Annotated in this window: 19 protein-coding genes and 1 tRNA gene; 8 read left to right on the top strand and 12 right to left on the bottom strand. The window is 67.5% G+C overall.

The window, feature by feature from the left end; translation table 11 throughout:
* Positions 1-40: 40 nt before the first annotated feature.
* Complete coding sequence (locus QOL69_RS11945) at positions 41-907, bottom strand: pantoate kinase (protein ID WP_283403346.1); 867 nt, start codon at positions 905-907, stop codon at positions 41-43.
* 139 nt (positions 908-1,046) lie between these two features.
* Between QOL69_RS11945 and QOL69_RS11940 the strand changes: the two genes are divergently transcribed.
* The 4 genes from QOL69_RS11940 (at position 1,047) to QOL69_RS11925 (ending at position 4,041) form a co-directional block, all read left to right on the top strand.
* Complete coding sequence (locus tag QOL69_RS11940; RefSeq protein WP_283403345.1) at positions 1,047-1,565, top strand: DUF7575 domain-containing protein; 519 nt, start codon at positions 1,047-1,049, stop codon at positions 1,563-1,565.
* A 3-nt stretch (positions 1,566-1,568) separates the two neighbouring features.
* Entirely contained in the window at positions 1,569-2,387 is an 819-nt protein-coding gene (locus QOL69_RS11935) for a phosphatase PAP2 family protein (RefSeq protein WP_283403344.1), read from the top strand.
* Positions 2,388-2,506: 119 nt separating this feature from the next.
* On the top strand, positions 2,507-2,992 hold the full coding sequence (locus QOL69_RS11930) for a FlaD/FlaE family flagellar protein (RefSeq protein WP_283403343.1): 486 nt from the start codon (positions 2,507-2,509) through the stop codon (positions 2,990-2,992).
* A complete protein-coding gene (locus QOL69_RS11925) occupies positions 2,989-4,041 on the top strand; it encodes an actin-like salactin (RefSeq protein ID WP_283403342.1) in 1,053 nt (350 codons plus the stop codon). Before QOL69_RS11930 ends, QOL69_RS11925 begins: the two co-directional genes overlap by 4 nt.
* A gap of 391 nt (positions 4,042-4,432) precedes the next feature.
* On the opposite strand, the gene QOL69_RS11920 is transcribed toward QOL69_RS11925, so the two are convergent.
* Entirely contained in the window at positions 4,433-4,921 is a 489-nt protein-coding gene (locus tag QOL69_RS11920; RefSeq protein ID WP_283403341.1) for a hypothetical protein, read from the bottom strand.
* 106 nt (positions 4,922-5,027) lie between these two features.
* On the opposite strand from QOL69_RS11920, the gene QOL69_RS11915 reads away from it, so the two are divergent.
* Positions 5,028-5,657, top strand: a complete 630-nt coding sequence (locus QOL69_RS11915) for a hypothetical protein (protein WP_283403340.1) — start codon at positions 5,028-5,030, stop codon at positions 5,655-5,657.
* A gap of 69 nt (positions 5,658-5,726) precedes the next feature.
* Here QOL69_RS11915 and QOL69_RS11910 read toward each other — a convergent pair.
* Together QOL69_RS11910 and QOL69_RS11905 are read right to left on the bottom strand one after the other, a co-directional pair.
* Positions 5,727-5,839 (bottom strand) — tRNA-Gln (locus tag QOL69_RS11910).
* 71 nt (positions 5,840-5,910) lie between these two features.
* Positions 5,911-6,501, bottom strand: coding sequence for a winged helix-turn-helix transcriptional regulator (locus QOL69_RS11905; protein WP_283403339.1), 591 nt, complete (start codon positions 6,499-6,501; stop codon positions 5,911-5,913).
* A 144-nt stretch (positions 6,502-6,645) separates the two neighbouring features.
* On the opposite strand from QOL69_RS11905, the gene QOL69_RS11900 reads away from it, so the two are divergent.
* A complete protein-coding gene (locus tag QOL69_RS11900; RefSeq protein WP_048077063.1) occupies positions 6,646-6,840 on the top strand; it encodes a heavy-metal-associated domain-containing protein in 195 nt (64 codons plus the stop codon).
* A 66-nt stretch (positions 6,841-6,906) separates the two neighbouring features.
* Positions 6,907-7,809 (top strand): NAD-dependent epimerase/dehydratase family protein, encoded by a 903-nt coding sequence (locus tag QOL69_RS11895; RefSeq protein ID WP_283403338.1) that lies wholly within the window; start codon positions 6,907-6,909, stop codon positions 7,807-7,809.
* Between the two features lie 74 nt (positions 7,810-7,883).
* Here QOL69_RS11895 and QOL69_RS11890 read toward each other — a convergent pair whose 3' ends face one another.
* From QOL69_RS11890 to QOL69_RS11870, 5 genes are all read right to left on the bottom strand, one after another.
* Positions 7,884-8,123, bottom strand: coding sequence for a hypothetical protein (locus QOL69_RS11890; protein WP_283403337.1), 240 nt, complete (start codon positions 8,121-8,123; stop codon positions 7,884-7,886).
* A 129-nt stretch (positions 8,124-8,252) separates the two neighbouring features.
* Positions 8,253-8,723, bottom strand: coding sequence for a hypothetical protein (locus tag QOL69_RS11885; RefSeq protein WP_283403336.1), 471 nt, complete (start codon positions 8,721-8,723; stop codon positions 8,253-8,255).
* Positions 8,724-8,862: 139 nt separating this feature from the next.
* Positions 8,863-9,129, bottom strand: coding sequence for a hypothetical protein (locus QOL69_RS11880; RefSeq protein ID WP_048077059.1), 267 nt, complete (start codon positions 9,127-9,129; stop codon positions 8,863-8,865).
* Positions 9,130-9,294: 165 nt separating this feature from the next.
* Positions 9,295-10,179, bottom strand: coding sequence for a rhomboid family protein (locus QOL69_RS11875; protein WP_283403335.1), 885 nt, complete (start codon positions 10,177-10,179; stop codon positions 9,295-9,297).
* 386 nt (positions 10,180-10,565) lie between these two features.
* Positions 10,566-12,716, bottom strand: coding sequence for a PGF-pre-PGF domain-containing protein (locus QOL69_RS11870; protein WP_283403334.1), 2,151 nt, complete (start codon positions 12,714-12,716; stop codon positions 10,566-10,568).
* A 514-nt stretch (positions 12,717-13,230) separates the two neighbouring features.
* Between QOL69_RS11870 and QOL69_RS11865 the strand changes: the two genes are divergently transcribed.
* Entirely contained in the window at positions 13,231-14,427 is a 1,197-nt protein-coding gene (locus QOL69_RS11865; RefSeq protein ID WP_283403333.1) for a hypothetical protein, read from the top strand.
* A 111-nt stretch (positions 14,428-14,538) separates the two neighbouring features.
* Here QOL69_RS11865 and QOL69_RS11860 read toward each other — a convergent pair whose 3' ends face one another.
* Genes QOL69_RS11860 through QOL69_RS11850 form a run of 3 tightly spaced genes read right to left on the bottom strand, consistent with a single transcriptional unit; the run spans position 14,539 to position 17,725 of the window.
* On the bottom strand, positions 14,539-15,771 hold the full coding sequence (locus QOL69_RS11860) for an ABC transporter permease (protein WP_283403332.1): 1,233 nt from the start codon (positions 15,769-15,771) through the stop codon (positions 14,539-14,541).
* Positions 15,768-17,000, bottom strand: a complete 1,233-nt coding sequence (locus QOL69_RS11855; RefSeq protein WP_283403331.1) for an ABC transporter permease — start codon at positions 16,998-17,000, stop codon at positions 15,768-15,770. The genes QOL69_RS11860 and QOL69_RS11855 overlap by 4 nt, the downstream gene beginning before the upstream one ends.
* Entirely contained in the window at positions 16,997-17,725 is a 729-nt protein-coding gene (locus QOL69_RS11850) for an ABC transporter ATP-binding protein (RefSeq protein ID WP_283403330.1), read from the bottom strand. Before QOL69_RS11850 ends, QOL69_RS11855 begins: the two co-directional genes overlap by 4 nt.
* Positions 17,726-17,768 lie beyond the last annotated feature (43 nt).

Genomic DNA, 17,768 nt, shown 5'->3' with positions numbered 1-17,768 from the left:
CGCGACAAAGAGCTTACTCACGGCCGCGCCCGTCGGGACCTTACTCGCGGCCACGCCCGCCGACGAGCCGCGCGCCCGCGGCGTCGACCCGGCACGCCTCCGGCTCGTACCCCGCGTCGGAGAGGCCGGTCCCGAGCGCGAAGGCGGTGCGCCCGAGCATCGCCATCGCCGCTTCGCCCCCCGCCGCGTCGACCGCGTCCACCGCCTCGGCGACCTCGGGGACGAGGAGGTCCGCCTCGCGTGCGAACTCGCGGGCGGCGGCCATCAGCGTCGGGAGCCGCGGGTCGGCCCGGAGCCGGTCGAGCGCGTCCTCGCCGGCCGCGGAGAGCACCGTCGTGTCGCCCCCCAACACGCCTTCCGTCGACAGCTCGCCGAAGGTGACGTACTCCACGCGCGCGGTCGCCGGGACGCCGTCGAGTTCGCCGACCCCCGGCGCGCCCGGCTCCAGCCGGACCGGGACCCCGCCGCGCGCCTGCGCGACCACGTCGCCGAGCCCGGTCCCGCGCCCAACCTCCGCCGCGTGAGCGGTCCGAACGAGGTCGTTCTCGGAGCGGCCGCGGTCGAACGCGGCGTTCGCCGCGAGGGCGGCCCCGAGCGCCGCGGCACCGGAGACCCCGAACCCGGCACCGATCGGGAGGTCGGTCTCGACCGCGACGTCAGCCCTCGCGGCATCCAGGTCGGTGAGGACGTCCTCGACCGCGCCGATCGATCCGGGCTCGCCGTCGATCGTGCGGGAGCCGGTGCCGTCGACCGCGCCGTCCACCGCCGACACCCGGACCGTCACGCCGTCGGTGAGCGTCACCCCGGCACCGCGCGACCCGGCGACGGCGGGGTCGTCGTCGGGGTGCGCGCTGAAGAAGGCGGTGACGTGACCCGGGACGAACGCGGTCGCCCGCTGGCTGCTCATGTGGCGGCGGACGAGCGGGCCGCGATTAACGGTTGTTATCCGGGACGGAGCGGACGAGGACCCGATGCGTGCGCGGTGAGACGATTTCGTTCGGGCCGACACCGCAGGCCTAAATACCGCCCGGGCGAACTCGAACCGTATGCGAAGCCAGTTGCGTCCCGTCCTCGCCGCCGTGCTCGCGCTGGTCCTCCCGGGACTCGGCCACCTCTCGCTGCGCCGGTGGGGGCGGGCGCTGCTGTGGCACCTCACCATCGTCGGCGGCGGGGTGGCGCTATTCGCGCTGTACGACGTCGAGCCGATCGATCCGTTCGCCGACCCCGCGGCGGTGTCGGCCGCGATCCCGACCGACGTGGCGCTACCCGTCGCGCTTTTGTTCGCGCTGTCGGCCGTCGACGCGTACCTCGTCGGACGGGCCGACGTCGCGGAGCGCGAGCGGGCCGACGCCGCGGCCGAGGCGATGCGACGCCGCACCGCGAGCGCGGACGGCGACGACGCTCCCGGCGACGGGCAGGTCCCGCCGAGCGCGGCCGTCACCGGCGAGGACGGCGAGACGCTCGAAGTGACGTGTCCCAACTGCGGCAAGGAGACCGACGCCGACATCGACTTCTGTCACTGGTGTACCGAGCCGCTCCCGTGGGCCGAGTCAGAGACCCGCTGAACGATGGGATTCGTCTCGCTCGCCGGGACGGTCGGCGGTCCCGCGCTGGTCGCGGTCGCGCTCCTCGTGCCGGGCTGCGCCGGCCGCGACCGGATCGAGACCGTCCTCGGGGACCGCGGACTGCTCCGGGACCGCGCGGTCGGCATCGCGCCGTACGTCGGCGCGCTCGCGCTCGTCCTCCTGATCAATAAGGGCCTCCTGCGACGGCTGGAGGCGTTCTCCTTCGAGTACGGCTACCGCGCGACGACGGCGATCTACGCGGTCGAGGGCGACTTCGTGGCCGCGGTTCAGGACGCGATCCCGCGCTGGGCGGTGTACTACTTCGGGCCGGCGTACGTCGTCGGCTACGTCGTGCTGTTGACCGCGCCGGTCGCGGTGTACGCGTTCGCCGACGACCTCCGGCCGCTGAAGCGGCTGGTCGCGGCGTACGCGGTCAACTACGCGGTCGCGATCGTCTGTTACGGCGGGATCGTCGCCTACGGGCCGCGGAACTACCCGCGGGTCGCGGGCGCGGACCCGAGCGCGGCGACCGTCGAGCCGCTGCTCCTCGACTGGTTCGGCGGCGTGACGGCGCTCACCTCGCAGGTGAACGCCGCGACGAACGTCTTCCCCTCGCTTCACGCCGCGCTGTCGGTGACGGTCCTGCTCGCGGCCGTCTCGACGCGCGACGAGTTCCCGCGGTGGACCCCCGTGGCCGCGTTCCTGGCGGCGAGTATCGTCGTCGCGACGGTGTTCCTCGGCATCCACTGGGCGACCGACGTCGTCGCCGGCGTCCTCCTCGCCGCCGGCAGCGTCGCGGTCGCGAACCGGATCGTCGAGTGAGTCCCCCCGTGGGCGGCGAAGCGACCGCCCCGTAGTTTCTCACCGCTGATAACTGAGGGCCAACTATCATATGATCTCGCCGTGAGGTTCCGAGTACGGACGCGAACGACGGACGGAACATGAGTCTGAATCCACGACGATACGACGTACGAGAACTGCGCCGGATCGCGGACGCGCCGCGAACCGACGGAGAGGGAGCGCCTCGGGAGCGGGCGCTCCGGCAGCCGAACCGGAACCGGGCCGAGCAGGCGGCGCGCTCGGCCGCGTTCACGGAGCTGCTTCAGCGTCAGCGTGGGAAGCGGCTGAACGGCGGCGATTCCGCGGACCGACCGTATCTGACGGCGATCCCGGCGTCGCCCGCGGCGGAACGCGAGATCGGCGAGTGGCTCGGCTACCTCGTCGACGTCGGCGGCCACCTGCGGGCCCGGGACGCGCTGTCCTACTACGGCGAACTCGACTGGGTCGGCGACGACGCGGTCGCGGCGCTGCGGCGGCGGCTGGAGGGGTTCGACGCCCCTCGGCGGGACCGACCGTTCACCCCCGCGGACCACCGGATCAGTCTCGTCTCCATCGTCCGGATCGCTTCGTGTGCGAGTGACCAATGAGCGACGACGAATCCACGGACATCAACGAAACGGACGAATCGGCAGCGGTCGGCGTGAAACTGGGCAGCACCCGAACGGTGCTCGACATCCCCGACGGGCGGGGCGGCCGCGAGCGCCACTCGGTGCTGACCTGTCTGGCGACCTACGAGGACGCCATCACCGGCGAGGAGAAGGTGCTGTTCGGCGAGGAGGCCGCGGTCGAGTACCCGGACCGGGTGCGCTTCATGCTCCGATCCGGACTCCCCGAGGACGACGACAGCGTCGCGGACGCCGAGCGCTTCTTCGAGGCGGTCGTGGACGCCCACGACGTGCCCGAAGACAGCGCGGTCGTCTACGCGGTGCCCACCATCGACAACGAGGCGGGCGTCGAGAACCTCAAGTCGGTGATCGAGGGCTCCTCCATCGGGCAGGTCGAGACGCGGAGCTACCCCGAGTCGCTGTGCGGGGCGATCCCCGCCTACGGCGACGACCTCGACGCGATAGACGAGGTGTTCGTCTCCATCAACCTCGGTTCGACGACGATGGAGGCGTGCGCCTACCGACGCGGCGAGCAGCTCTCGCCGTTCTCGACCGGCTCGGTGACGGGCAACGAGGTCGACCGCCGGATCGTCGCCGCCGTCGAGGAGGAGAGCCAGGGTCGGGTCCACATCGACCGGACGACCGCCCGCGAGTACAAGGAGCAACACGCCGACGTGTACGACTTCGAGCCGTTCACGGACGTGATCCAGCAGCCCGGCGGCGGGAGCCACGAGTTCACCGTCGACCGCGGCGTGCGCGAGCCCGTCGACCGGTACATCGACGAGGCGGTCGACGTCGTCGCCAACGAGTTCCTCCCCGAACTCGCGAACGACCACATGAAGCCCTACCAGCTCGCGCTCGGTCGCCCCATCGCCGCAACCGGCGGCATGGCGTGCATCCCCGGGCTGACCGAGGAGTTCGAAAAGCGGCTCTCGGCGGAGCTCGACCGCGACGTCGAGGTCGTCTCGCCCGACGACCCCGCGACCGCGGCCGCGGAGGGCGCGGCGCGGATCGCGGCGCGACTGGTCTGAGCGGCGAACGAGCGTTTCGGCTTTTTCGACCGGTAGACAGCGTGAACGGTCGCGACAATCAGTTACGAATAGCGGTGCGGTGGCGCGTGCCTGCGAGGCCGCCTCGCGGCCGAGCAGCACCGCGCGAGGGAGTCGCTGGCGGCCGGAGCGAAGCGGAGGCCGTCAGCGACGAGGCTGGGGAGGCGTGAGGCTGTGCTGTGTGGGTGGGACTCGAAGGGGCAGCCGTGAAGCGGTCAGAGGCGACACCAAGCACCGCAGGAACGAGCAGCGCGAGTGACGAGGAGCGCAGCAAGCGTCTGGCCGCTTCACGGCTGGGGCTTCGGCGGTCTCGGTAGTGGGCCTACAACGTCATATCGAAGGTCTGGGCTTTCAACGGTAGCGGTGTACGAACTTACACCTCGAATAGCCGCTCCGCGTCTTCGGCCTGCCGCCGGTAGATCCCCCGTCCCTTCAGCCGCGGCACCTCGTGGCGGTGAAGTCGCTCCCCCTCCGTGTCGTACACGAGCGGGAACACGTTCGTCCGCCGCTTCGCAACCGTGAACCCGGACATGGCGTCCAGAAGCGACGCGTCCGGGTCCGGGACCGCGAACGTCACGTAGCCGATAGGCGTCGGCGACTCGCCGCCGTCGGCGCGCTCCGGCCGCGGGCCCGTCTGCTCGGCGAGCGCGTCCCGGAACGACTCCGCGGTCTCGACGAGCGTCTCGGCGTCGATGTCCGGGGCCGCGACGGCGGTCGCCACCACCGCGACCGCGCCGAGGGTGTCGTCCGTCTCGCGGGTCGCCCACAGGCGGTCGAACCCCGCCGTCGGCTCGTCGATCGCGTCGAAACCGTGTTTACGCCGGTTCGCGGCGACCGCGTCCCCGTACTGGGTCAGATCCATGAGCGTCCTAACGACCCGGGTGGTAAAAAATGACACACATGGACGACCGACCGCGAGTCGTGCCACTACCCGACAGGGATATCTCCCGTCGAATCCTGTACGACCCATGAATCCGACGCGACGACGCTATCTTCGCGGTGTGTGCGGGATCGGCGGAGTCGCCTGTCTCGCCGGCTGTGCGTCCGACGGCCCCGGAGACGGTGACGGCGAGAGCGACGACAGCGGGGGCGACGCCGGCGGCACTCGACCGGAAGGCACCGGCGGGCCGGGGGTCAGTATCGTCTCGACGGACGGCGACGTCGGGCTCCCGGTCGACCTCGGCGTGGAGGTCGTCAGGGAGGCGGCGACGGCGGACCACCCGCCTCGGCTCCGGACGACGCTCACGAACGCGAGCGACCGGCGCGTCAGGGTCGGCGAGGGGCGGGCGGTCCACTTCGAGTACGTCAGCGACGGCTCCGGGGCGCTCACGTTCCTCCCCGTCGACATGGAGGCACCGGCCGAGCCGGACTGCTGGCGGCTCACCGACAGTATCGCCGTGACCGAGGAGTACCGAACGTTCGAACTCGGAGCCGGCGAGTCGCGGAGCCGCTCGATCGACCTGTACGCGACCCCCGCCGACACCGACGCCTGCCTCCCGGTCGGCGAGTACCGGTTCGAGACGACCGTCTCGATCGTTTCCGACGACGCCGAGCCACAATCGTCGGCCGAGTGGGGGTTCTCCGTCGTGTTGGAGTGAGAGGAACAGCTGCTCGCCGGCCGCGTTCGGCGGCCGAGAGGCGCGGCTCACAGAGCTGAGTTCGTAGAATAGTCCCGGGCGGATTCGAACCGCCGTCAATGGCTGACTTCGGGCATCCGACCGCGTGGCGCGGTCGAACTCCCTCCAAAGGCCATTATGATTGGCCACTACACCACGGGACTACAATTCCGGCTAACCGGCGGGCACTCAAGTAGGTTACTCTCTCCGGCGGCTGAGCGCGGTCGCTCGCCAACTACGCCCCTTCCTCGATCCGGTCGAACCGCTGTTCGAAGTTCTCCCGGCAGGAGCCGCAACAGAAGTGGTACAGCGTCCCGTCGATCCGGGCGGACTCCCCCTCGGCGGTGACGGTGTTCCCGCACTCGACGCACTCGACCGCCAGATCCGCGTCGCCGACGGCCGGCGACCACTCGTGGGCGTCGACCGGTCGCACCGACAGCTCGCGGACCGCGTCCAACCCGACCGCGTCGTCGACGAGGTCGCGGGCGGTCCCCTCCTCGATCCGCGCCGCGACCGTCACCTCGCCGTCGGCGGTGAGGAACGCGTGTTCGACACGCTCGTGGTCCGCGACCGCCTCGTGGACCCGTTCGGCGTCCGCGGGCGCGACGGACAGCGTCGCGAGGACGGACAGCCCGTCCGAGAGCGCGTCGCCGTCGATCCGGAGCGTGAACCCCTCGATCACGCCCACCTCGCGGAGGCGGTCCACCCGGTCCGACACCGCGGGCGCTGACAGGTCCACGCGCTCGGCGATGTCGCTGTACGGACGCCTCGCGTCGGCCAACAGCAGCCGAAGTATCTCCCGGTCCGTCTCGTCGAGGGTGCGCATGGCCGACCGTTCGGCCGGCGCGGCAAAAAGGCGTCCGGGCGGGGGCGTCCGAGCCGCGGACGACCGACCGGGGCGGATCCGAGGAACCGGTCGCCCGCGGGGGCGACGAAAAGGCAGTTGTGTCCGCGCTGCCAACGGTGCGGTATGACGACAGTAGACGTCGACGGCATGTCGTGTACGGGCTGTGAGGACAACGTGACCGACGCGCTCGGCGAACTGCCGGGCGTCGAGTCGGCGAGCGCCGACCACGAGGCGGGCACCGCGACCGTCGAGGGCGACGTGGACGTCGACGCCGTCGTGGCCGCCATCGAGGAGGCCGGCTACGAGGCGACGGCGTAGACGGCGACGAGACAACACACGCGCCCGGATCGCGTCCCTTTTCACTTCGATCGCGTTCGCGGAGACATGGACACCGTACTGGTGACCGGCAGCGACGGCGGCGTCGGCGGGTGGACCGTCGACGCGCTCGCGGACGCGGGTCACGAGGTGGTCGCCGTCGACCGCCGAACGCCCCCGGAGCGCGAGCGCCGTGACGGCGTCGACTACAAGGCCGCGGATCTGACCGACTACGGCGAGACGCGACAGCTGGTGGACGCGGCCGCGCCCGACGCGGTCGTTCACCTCGCCGCGATCCCGAACCCCGAGGACCACGCCGGCTCGCGAGTGTTCGCGAACAACGTCGAGAGCGCGTACAACGTCTTCGACGCGGCCGGAACCGCGGGTGCGCGGATCGTCTGGGCGTCGAGCGAGAGCCTCTACGGGACCGTCTTCGCCGCGGAGGACTGGCTGCCAGACCGGCTCCCGATCGACGAGGAGACGCCGACGCGACCGGAGGATCCCTACGGGCTCTCGAAGGTCGTCGGCGAGGAGGTCGCCGCGGCCGCCGCCCGTCGACACGGTGTCCCCGCCGTCTCGCTTCGCCTCTCGTGGGTCACGTTCCCCGGCGACGAGCGACGCCGCGAGGCGCGGGAGACGTTCGACCCCGCGACCGCCGACCCGAGCGGGAACTGCTGGTCGTACGTCGACGTTCGCGACGTCGTCTCGGCGGTCGAGACCGCGATCGATCCCGAAACGCCGATCGAGGGACACGAGGCGGTGCTGATCGTCGCCGCGGAGAACTTCCTCGGCCGCGACACCGCGGCGACGATCGAGGCGGTCCGCGGCGAACTGCCCGCGGAGTGTGACCTCGACGGCGACGAGTCCGTCTTCGACTGCGCGAAGGCGGAGCGACTGCTCGGCTGGACGCCGGAGCACTCGTGGCGCGACGATGTCTGTAGCGATGAGACACGGCTCTCGACGGATGACTGAGTTCGGCTGATGGGGGCGTGGTGTCTGTCGAAGCCAGATCGCCTCGACGGGAAGCGAGGCTCAACCCGTCTCCGTCAGTCGTCGACGGACTCGTGATACGTCTCGGCGGGCGACCGAGTGCCCGTGTACAGTCGAACGTCGGGGAAGAGCAGTAGCACCCCGAGTATCATCCAAGCGCTGCCCACCGCGAGCGCCCATCCCCATCCGGCAAAGACACCGAACGCGAACTGGAGTCCCCAGAGCGCAGCGCCGATAAGAAGGACGACGACGCCGAACCCGACGCTCGTTTCGGCCGTTCCGGTCTGATAGCTCATACGCATCACTGTATCGTTAGAACGGATAAACGCGTCTCACGAGTTATTCACGCCGAGAATTGGAACGTCAGCGAGACGGACCCGAGGATCGTGAGAGTCGACGCCGGCACGCGAGACGGCGACCGGCGGTTACGAGTCCGCGTCGAGCGTTTCGGAGGGATCGACGGCGACGGCGATGTCGTCGCTGTGGTTCCGCGCGAGACCGACGCCGACGACGACGCCGTAGACGGCGATCGCGACCCAACCGTAGCCGACCACTTCAAGTCCGGCCGCACTCATCCCGCCGAGAACCCAGCCGAAGGAGACGGCTGCCCACGCGCCCAGCGACGCGACGTAGAGGTTCAGCGGCCCCCCGGAGAGAGCGCTCTCCTCGAACTCCTCGACGCGTTCCGTGTCCGCGTCCTCCTCAACGACTTCCGGCTTCCGTGTGACCATCCCCGCGGCGACGACCGTTCCGACCGCGGCGACAGCGAACCAGGCGTATCCGACGATCGGAACGGCCACGTCGATGACGCCGAGTGCCCACAGCGCGGTGAATCCCGCGACGATGACCGCCAATACGCCGTACGTGCGGAACAGCTGTGTCACGAGTTGTCTCATGTGAGTCTAATTATTCAATTAATCTGTAATAAATCCACCGTTAAACAATGGGAGGTGACATAAAAGCGCGTGCGAATCGTGAGTCCGCAGTTCCTCGGCGAAGGTCGCCGACCGATGACGGCGATGTTCCGACCGTTCGTCACCCGGTCGGGAGGAACCGGACGTTCCGAACGACGGGAAAGACCGCAAAGAACGCGAACACGCCGGCAAACACGCGGAGACCGGTCAGAATAACGGTCCGCCACGAGAAACCGATCTCGGCCGGATCGAGAAACGCCCCGACGACGAGAACGGAGACAAGCGCGAGCACCCAGAGGGCGGCACCGATCCGCTCGATCGGCGGCCGGTAGAGCGCGTTCGGCGGCCACGTCGTTACATCCGGATCTCCGCCCGACGGGTCGCCCATACTCGATAGTTCTCACCTATTGACAAATAAGCCACTAATAATTTCTCGGTGAACAGGATTGTTTTTGCGTTCTGAAACGAACACCTTGCGTAAGGACACACGCTGCGTCGCTGGTAAGCCATCGCGGTTCAGCGCCACAGGGCGCTCCCACGGACCACCGGCCGGTTACAGGAGGCGGTCAGATCGGTCCGCGAGCAGCGAGACGTAGACGACGGTGTATGCCAGCGCGTAGCCCAGAAAGTGGATGTAGATGTTGACTCGTGGGCCCCCGGGCGTCGGCGTCGGGAAGCCCACGAAGGGGTATCCCAGCAGTACGACGACGGAGACGGCGAAGAGTTCCCCGTACACGGGGGTGTCGAGGGCTTGCGCGACCGTCCGTCGAAGCGATTGCGTCGAGTGGCGCTCCGCGAAGCGTCCGTAGGGGATTGCAACGGCCAGAGCGACCGAGGCGAGCCCGACCGAGGCGGCAGACACGGGGAGCGCGTGTACTGCGACGTACCCCGCGGAAGCGAGAAACAGCGCCGGCAGGTATCGACACGTATCGGCCTCGAACCGGTCGCCGACGACCGTCACGAGGGCGACGGCGACGTACCCGAACAGCGCCATGTTGATTCCGGAGAATCCGAAGCCGATCGCGTTCCGTGGGATTGCGAGGTTCAGACCGGACAAGACGAACGGGAAGGCGATCAGGAACGTCGCCATCGAGGCGAAAAAGAGGCGGCGACGCCCGCCGACGAGGCTGAGTCCGTAGGCCAGCGATGCCAAAAGGAAGAATCCGGTGAGATTCCCCACGAGGTGGTCCAACGTGAGGTGGACGTAGTGAGCGGTAAACGCCGTCAGCACCGTCGGCTCCGTGTACGAGAAGGCGTACGCCCGCTTTATCTCGGTCGGCAGCGAGAACACCCCGACCATGACGAGCGGCACGACGAGCAAGGCGAGCGCATCGGTAGCGACCCGTGATCCGTCGATCCCACCGAATCGAGAGCGAGATTGGGCCCGGCCGCTGGCGGGCAGTTCGCGAGCCTCGACTTCGCTGTTCGGAACGGTCACGAATCCCGATTATCGGGAGATCGGTATATCAGTTTGTCACAAATTATTGAAAATGAAATTCAGAGTGAGTATCGTATATGGCCTTTGGAAATGCTTTAGATGAGTTTTAGAGGGTTTCAGAGTAGCCTGTAGTATCAAAATTATTAATCTTGAGCGCGGGGAGTTTTGTGTTTTGAACGAAATGATAGTGGGGCTCACGCGATCGTTCGCGACTCGGCAATTCGTCCGTCGAGTGTCCGAAGCGGAGATCGCACAGGAGATGTCTCGTTGTGATCAGAGGGCCCGCGCGGTCCCTGTGGTATGACGCAGAAAAATCCGACCGAGTCGTCCGTCGACGGCTGCGGTGCGAACGAGAGGCGCGGACCGGTACGGTCCGACCTCGGTCGCTAGTTCTCTCTGCGGATCCAGACGACGGCCGCGGCCGCGAGCAGCGCCAACACCAGAAGGAGCGCGATCACGCCGGGGTTGAGTCCGGCGGGCTCCTCCGCGGGCCCGTCGGTGCCGTCGCCCGTTCCGTCGGTGCCATCACCCGCCTCCTCGACGGTGACGGTCGCGGTCGCGGTGTCGGTCTCGCCGGCGTCGTTCGTGACGGTCAGCTCCGCCGTGTACTCGCCCGGCTCGTCGAGCGTCGCACTGACGGTCTCGCCGGAGAGCGACCCGCCGTTCAGCGTCCAGTCGTACGCGGTGATCTCGCCGTACTCGGTCATCGACTCACTGCCGTCGAGTTCGATCTCGTCGCCCGCGGCCAGGGTGTCCGGCGTGACCGTGGCACTTGCCTCAGGCGCGCTCGTGGCGCTCACGGCGAAGTACGAGAATCCGGGCGTCTCCGTCTCGATGACGACGCCGGAGCCCGTCTCCGACACGATTTCGGTGTCGAGGGGCTGCCACTCGCTGTCCGAGAACCGGAAGACGCTGAGGTCCTCGGCGTCGGCACTGGTCTGGTCGAGTCGGCTCTGTGAGACCCGCTTGCGAATCGTCGCGGAACTGTCTTCGAGCGCCTCGTCGACGGTAATCTGCGAGACGGTCACGGACGCGCCGGGCGTGGGACCGGTCTCGTCGGACGTCCCGCTCAGCGACCGGACATTGACCGAGCCGGAGGTCTGGAAGTTGAACCGGATCGACTCGATATTGCTTTGCTCGCCGAACGTAGCCGTCGTCTGTCCAGTCTCCTCATCGAACTGGAGCGACGCCGTCTCCTCGAACTCGACGTCGACATCGGCCGGTGGCTCCGGCGGTTGGACATCGTCCGGCGGCGTCGCACCGCCGCCACCGTCGCCACCGACACCACCGCCGCCATCGCCACCGTCATCGCCGTCACCGTCTCCGTCACCATCACCATCTCCGTCACCATCACCATCTCCGTCACCATCACCATCTCCGTCACCGCCACCGCCGTCCGAATCAACGAGTGTGATGTCCTCGCGGGTCGTGCTGATCTCGCCCGTCTCCTGATCAGTGGCTACGTGGACGACGGTGTAGTTGCCGGTGTCCCACTCTTCGAGCGTCTCGACATCAAATACTGCCTGATCCGACTGGTCTCCGACCGCAGTCATCGATGACTGGATAACCGTGTTACCGGTAACATCAAGACTGGCTGCGTCGCCAGCCTGCTCACGGAAGTCGAGACCACTGACGAACGCGTTACGGAAGCTGAAGAACGTGTCCGCGCCAGACTGGATGTCGACCGTTCCGTTGAAGCGTTCGTCACTGAGTGTGTTCCCTCTGATCTCGGCGTTGGGCTGAACGTTTGCGACGCCCTGAACCGATTCAACGTCTGTTTCGAGCGTCACGTCTTCGGTACGGAGATCCGTCGAGAGATCGCCCGAAACGGAAATGGTGTGCGTCGTGGCGTTCACCGCGCCCTCGTCGAACACGAAAGCGGCGTGAGAGACCTGTTCCGCGTCGAGATTCGCCGTCGCGTCGACCGTCACGTTCTCACCGCGGACGACCTCGTCGTCGACGAAGATCTCCGATTCGGCCGCCTGTGCCACGGCGGTGTCGACCCCGACGACCGTCGTGTCGTTGAAGTCCGGTTGGTCCGCACCGTCGTCGAGGACTGCTCCGCCGACGTGTCCGATGACCACGTACGAGCCCGGTTCGTCGAACGTGACATCGGCCGTGGCACTGCCGCCTTCAATGGAAGTAGGAGACACCGTCTCGAACGTCACGAACTCCTTGACCTCATCGGAGGTCAACGTCTCGATCGTATTGTCGACGCTGATCTCTCGGTCCTCGGCTACTTTTTCGCCGAACTGCTCGAACTGGTCGGTTCCTTCGAAGTACTCGCGTACCAGCCCGAAGCTCACCTCCTCGCGGTTGTTGACCTCATCCTCGAAGGCTTCAAATCCGTCGACCTCGCTGAACGTCTCTCGAACCTCGTCGACGGTGACGTTTTCCGCGTCTAAGAACGCTCTCGTTTCGTCAGCATCCGGGTCGATGTGTGCGACGAGAACCCGGAGATTATCGCCATCAAAGTCAGAGGTCGCTGCGCCGTTGCGACCGCTGAAAGAGAACTCAACAGTCTCTGAATCATCCACAGTAAACACTCCCTCCTGTTCCGTGTTTATTGAAGGCTCAAAGGGAGCTACTTCCGAACGCACCCTCACAGTCGGACTCCCCACGGTTGTACTCGCGGCGGACCGATCGATCACGGCGGGACGCAGTGCTACACCCTCCCAAATTTCCAAGTTATCCGTGATGTTGATCACGGCGTCGGTGTTTGAGTGTCCGTTTGAGACGGAAGCGTCGGACAACGCGTCATGGTGCTGGCTCCCACTCGCGAGAGCCGCTCCCGCGGCCGGCCCGATCATCGAGATCACCATCAAGACGCTGAGAATTACTGCTAAAGTCCGCTGTGGGGCCCGACGTGTCATATTTCCTAATTCTATTCCGCATACAAAGATTTTTTGCTCCGGTATGATTACCAAGCGCGGTTGGGTTTCGGATCACTGGACGTCCGTTTTTGCGATATCAGACAGTACGACGTTTGTCCGTGTGGATCTTACATTTTGGACCAAAAGGCCCATTACGACACTAAGTATTGAGTGACATATGAGAACACGATCAGTGCTGTTCATTTTTTTACTGCTGTTAGGGATAGTCACGACGGTGGGACTGGTAACAGCCGCCGATTCGGGGTATGATATCGAGACCGAGTCAACCATCGCCGTTCCTGAAGAGAGTGAAACGATCAGTCAGGGAGGATTCAGCGTAACCGTCGAGAGCGCCAAAATCGCTGTTATCGGACCTGACGAGGATCTCGTCGTCGAGACCACCAGTCCGCGAGAGAACTCGTACAACGTGATATTTCTCAACGCGCAACAGGACGAGATCGGTAATAATGACTCCGTACAGGGAGACGCCGAGGTGGAGTTCTCGGCGGCGAGTGAACCGCCGGGGAGTTACGCCGTCATCATCAACGACCAGTCGATCGTTGACGCATTCCTCCCTGTAGTTATCGAAGCTCATCAAGTTGACAGTTTCACTCTCAATGGAGACCCCGCCGACGGCAGCGATATTGCTGCTGACGAGGAGGTCGACGTACGCGTCGAACTCACGGAGCTTTCTGACACCTCGATCAGCGGTGTCGAGCTAGTTCTGTGGACCGACGACTCAGACGAGGTACACGAGCTTGAACGGGTCGACGATCACACCTACGAGACTTCGATAGACCCCCCAGAGGAAGGAGAGTACCGAGCACACGTCAGGGTCCGCGGTGAGGAGTCCGCCGAAGGGGAGAAGGAACTGATCGGGCTAAGTGAGAATCGGGATGTCACTGTGTCCGCGTCGGACGGCGGGACCGGGGGAACCGGAAACACCGGTGGATCGACAGGGGGAGAAGACGGAACCGACGGTGGTTCAGCGCCTGACACGGGGACAGACACTACGGATTCCGCGAACGGGACCGATACCACGAACGGCACTGACTCCGCGAACGGGACCGATACCATGAACGGCACTGACTCCGCAAACGGGACCGATACCACGAACGGCACGGACACGGCGTCGGGGGCGACCGATGATTCAGCGGACGACTCGTCCGGTGGTGGTACGGATTCCGACGGGTCGACGACAGATACCAGCGACTCCACCGACTCGACGAACGACGACGACGGACCGATCGAACCGAACAATGAGACCGATTCGTCGGACGAAACGGCAGACAGTACGCCGCTGTACGCGATTCAGGGCGTCCTTCTGGCACTGATAGCCGGGGGAACACTGCGACGACTGCGCCGGGGCCGGTGACCGGTTCGCCGACTGACGAACTCCTCGCTGGGTTGTTCCATTCGAGCGGAAGGCGATCTCGCTTATTGGGCGCGACAGGAGACATCGCCGGGAGAGTGTTCGCAGGGTCTCTCACTGAAGCAGCTCGTTCGCGGAGGCCAGCCGCGTGACGCGCACCGCACCGACGACGCCGCCGACGAGCGCGAACCCGACGGCGACGGCCGCACCGGTGCCGTAGGCGTACGCGGGGACGCGAACGAGACCCTCGAACCCGGTGACTTCGAATGCGACGCGGTTGAGCCCCGCGGCGAGCGGGGGCGTCGTGACGGCACCGAGGAGGAACCCGACGATCGCGATCGCGAGCGCCTGTGCGACGGCCACGCCGACGACGCCGAGCCGCGTCGCGCCGACCGCGCGCAACACCGACAGCGTCTCGCGTTGGACGTAGACGATGGACAGGAGGAGGTTCAACGCGAGCGCTCCGCCGGCGACAACGCCGAGTACCGCGAGGCTCGCGCCGGCCGCCAACACCACCGCCTGCCGTTCGAGGACCTCAACGAGCTGTTCCTGATTCGTCCGGAACGTGTACGCAGGATGTTGCGCCGCGAGCTCCTCGCGGACGGCCGCCGGGTCCGCGCCGTCGACCGTCTCGATGGTGACGATCGTGGCCCGGTCGTCGTAGGCGTTGCCGGTGAGCGTCTGGAGCTCGCTCAGGCGGAGCGTGACGGTGCCGGTGCCGAGGAAGTTCGCGAACGTGGGCGAGATCCCGACGACCTCGAACTCGTTTTCGCGCGCGGTCTGGACCGTCCCGCCGACGTGGATCGTGTCGCCGACGCTGAGGTTGTACTTCTCCGCTAACGCGGGCGAGATGAGCGCCTGATACGTCATCTTGCCGGTGTAGTTCCCGCCGGCGTAGTGGGTGTCCGGTCCGGTGAACCCCTCCCCCTCGGCGATCGACACGGAGCCGCCCGCCCCGGGGGTGCCGCTGCCCATCGTGGTGTCGAACGCCTCGCCGTCGGGGCTGACGTACACGACCTGAAACGCCAGCGGGGTGGCCGTGCGAACGTCCTCGTGGGCGGCGATCTCGTCGGCGAGCGGGTGGGCGTTCGGGATCGGGTTCTGGAAGCCGCCGACCGTTCCCGGCGCGATATCGATCGGCCCGCCGGAGACCCACAGGTCGCGGCCGGACTGGTCGAAGGTCTCGCTGCCCGTCTCGACGACGCCGGCACCGACGCCGACGAGCAGCGTGACCGAAAGCACGGCGAGGGTCACGCCGAGGACGGCCAGCAGCGTGCGGGCTCGATCCGAGCGGAGTTGGCGGAGCGCGATCCAGCCGGTCCCCCAGAGGCGACGGAGCCGTTTCATCCCGTCAACTCCTCCAGCGTGTCGGTGCTCGCGGCCAGATACAGCGGGTACGGGGCCGCACAGAGACCGACGACGACCGCCGCGGCGAGGGTGTACGCGGCCAACCACGGCGGTCTCTCGGCGAGCGATCCGACGCCGATCGCGGAGGCGACGCCCGCGTTCACGCCGGCGGTCGCGACCAGTCCGAGCGCGACGCCCGCGATCCCGCCGAGGACGGCGACGGTGATCGTCTCGGAGACGACGACCGCGGCGCGCATGCGACCGGAGAACCCGACCGCGTCGAGGACAGCGAGTTCGCGGCGACCGGCTGTCAGTTCGAGCCCCATCATCGTCGCGACGAACGCGACCCCGATCCCGCCGGCGACCAGCGCCGCGGCCAGCGCCATCGCCAGCGGGAGATTCGTCGGCGTCGCCTCGGCACCGGCGATACCGGTCCGCGAGACGACTTCGGTGCCCGGGTAGATGTCCGCGAGGTCGGACTCCACCGACGGATTGGTCGTGCCGACGAGGATCTGGTCCGCCTCGTCGCTCTCGGCGAGGCCCGTCATCGACTGAAGCTCGGCCAGCGGTACGGCGATAGCGGGGACCTCGCCGAATCCGGCCGCCATCTCGCGGTCGTTGACCGCCGCGACCGTGAGCGACCGGTCCGAGCGAGCGACGCGAGCGGTGTCGCCGCGTTCGAGCCCCAGATCCGCGGCGACGCCCGGCGAGACCACGAACTCGTCCGACCGCTCGCCGCCGTACGTCCCGTTGGCGTAGTGAGCGTACGCGGCGTCGAGCGCGCTCACGTTCAGGTCGGCGACGCGACGGGGACGGTCGGGCGGGATCACCCCGACCGCGATCACGTAGGTCCGGTTCCCCGTCTCGGGGTTCTCCAGCCGCAGGGGACGTAGCGCCACCGGCGAGGCGTAGTCGATCCGGTCGTCGTTACGGAGGCGCTCGGTGACGGTGTGGACTTCGCTCAGCCGAGCGCCCTCCGCTTCGAGCGGGACGCTCCCGGACCCGCTCTCGTCCGGGACGATCCAGTAGTCGATGTCCTCGCTCTCGACGGTCGCGCCCGCGGCGAGCCCGAGCGAGATCCCCGTGACGACGAACAGCAGGCCGACCGCGACGGCGACGCCGGCGATACACACGGCCGTGCGGCCGGGAGCCGCCCCGCGCAGTCGCCCGATCACGCGGCGGACGCCGAGCCCGCAGGCCGCGAGGAGGCGACGGAGTCTCGCGGTCATGACTCCCGGCTCCCGTCCAGTAGTCGGACGACGCGGTCCGTGCGGTCGAGCGCGTGCGCGTCGTGAGAGGCGATCACGACCGCACGGTCGTCGCTGATCTCCGTGAGCAGGTCGAGCACCCGTTCGCCGGTGTCGTGATCGAGTTCGCCCGTCGGCTCGTCGGCGATCACGACCGCCGGGTCCGCCGCCAGCGCGCGGGCGATGGCGACGCGCTGCTGTTCGCCGCCGCTGAGCGTCCCCGGTCGATGGGCTTCCCTGTCGGCGAGTCCGACCGCGTCGAGCAGCTCGCTTGCTCGATCCCGGCGGCGACCGCGTGGAACGCCCCGCTGGACGAGCGGCAGGGCGACGTTCTCGCGCGCCGTCAGCGCCGGGAGGAGGTGGAACCGCTGGAACACCATGCCGAGGTTCGCGCTCCGGAACGCGGTCCGTCGGCGTCGCGACAGCGTCGCCAGATCCGTCCCGCGTATCTCGACGGATCCCTCCGTCGGCGTCGCGAGCCCCGCCAGCACGTGCAACAGCGTCGACTTGCCGCTCCCGCTCGGGCCCGCGATCCCCACCACCTCGCCGTCGTCGACGGCGAGCGAGACGCCGTCGAGGGCCGTGACCGTCCGGCCGCCGGACGCGAAAAGCCCACTGTCGCCGTCGTATCGCTGGGTGACGTCGGTACAGACGATCGCCCGGGAGGCCGCGGAATCCGACGACGTCGGCGTGGAAGGCTCGCTCATTCGGACGGTGGTGACCTCGGAGCGATCGAATAAAAACCCGCGG

Source organism: Halorubrum sp. DM2, from assembly GCF_901686465.1.
Lineage (GTDB): Archaea > Halobacteriota > Halobacteria > Halobacteriales > Haloferacaceae > Halorubrum.
This window is presented reverse-complemented; position numbering and strand designations above follow the sequence as displayed.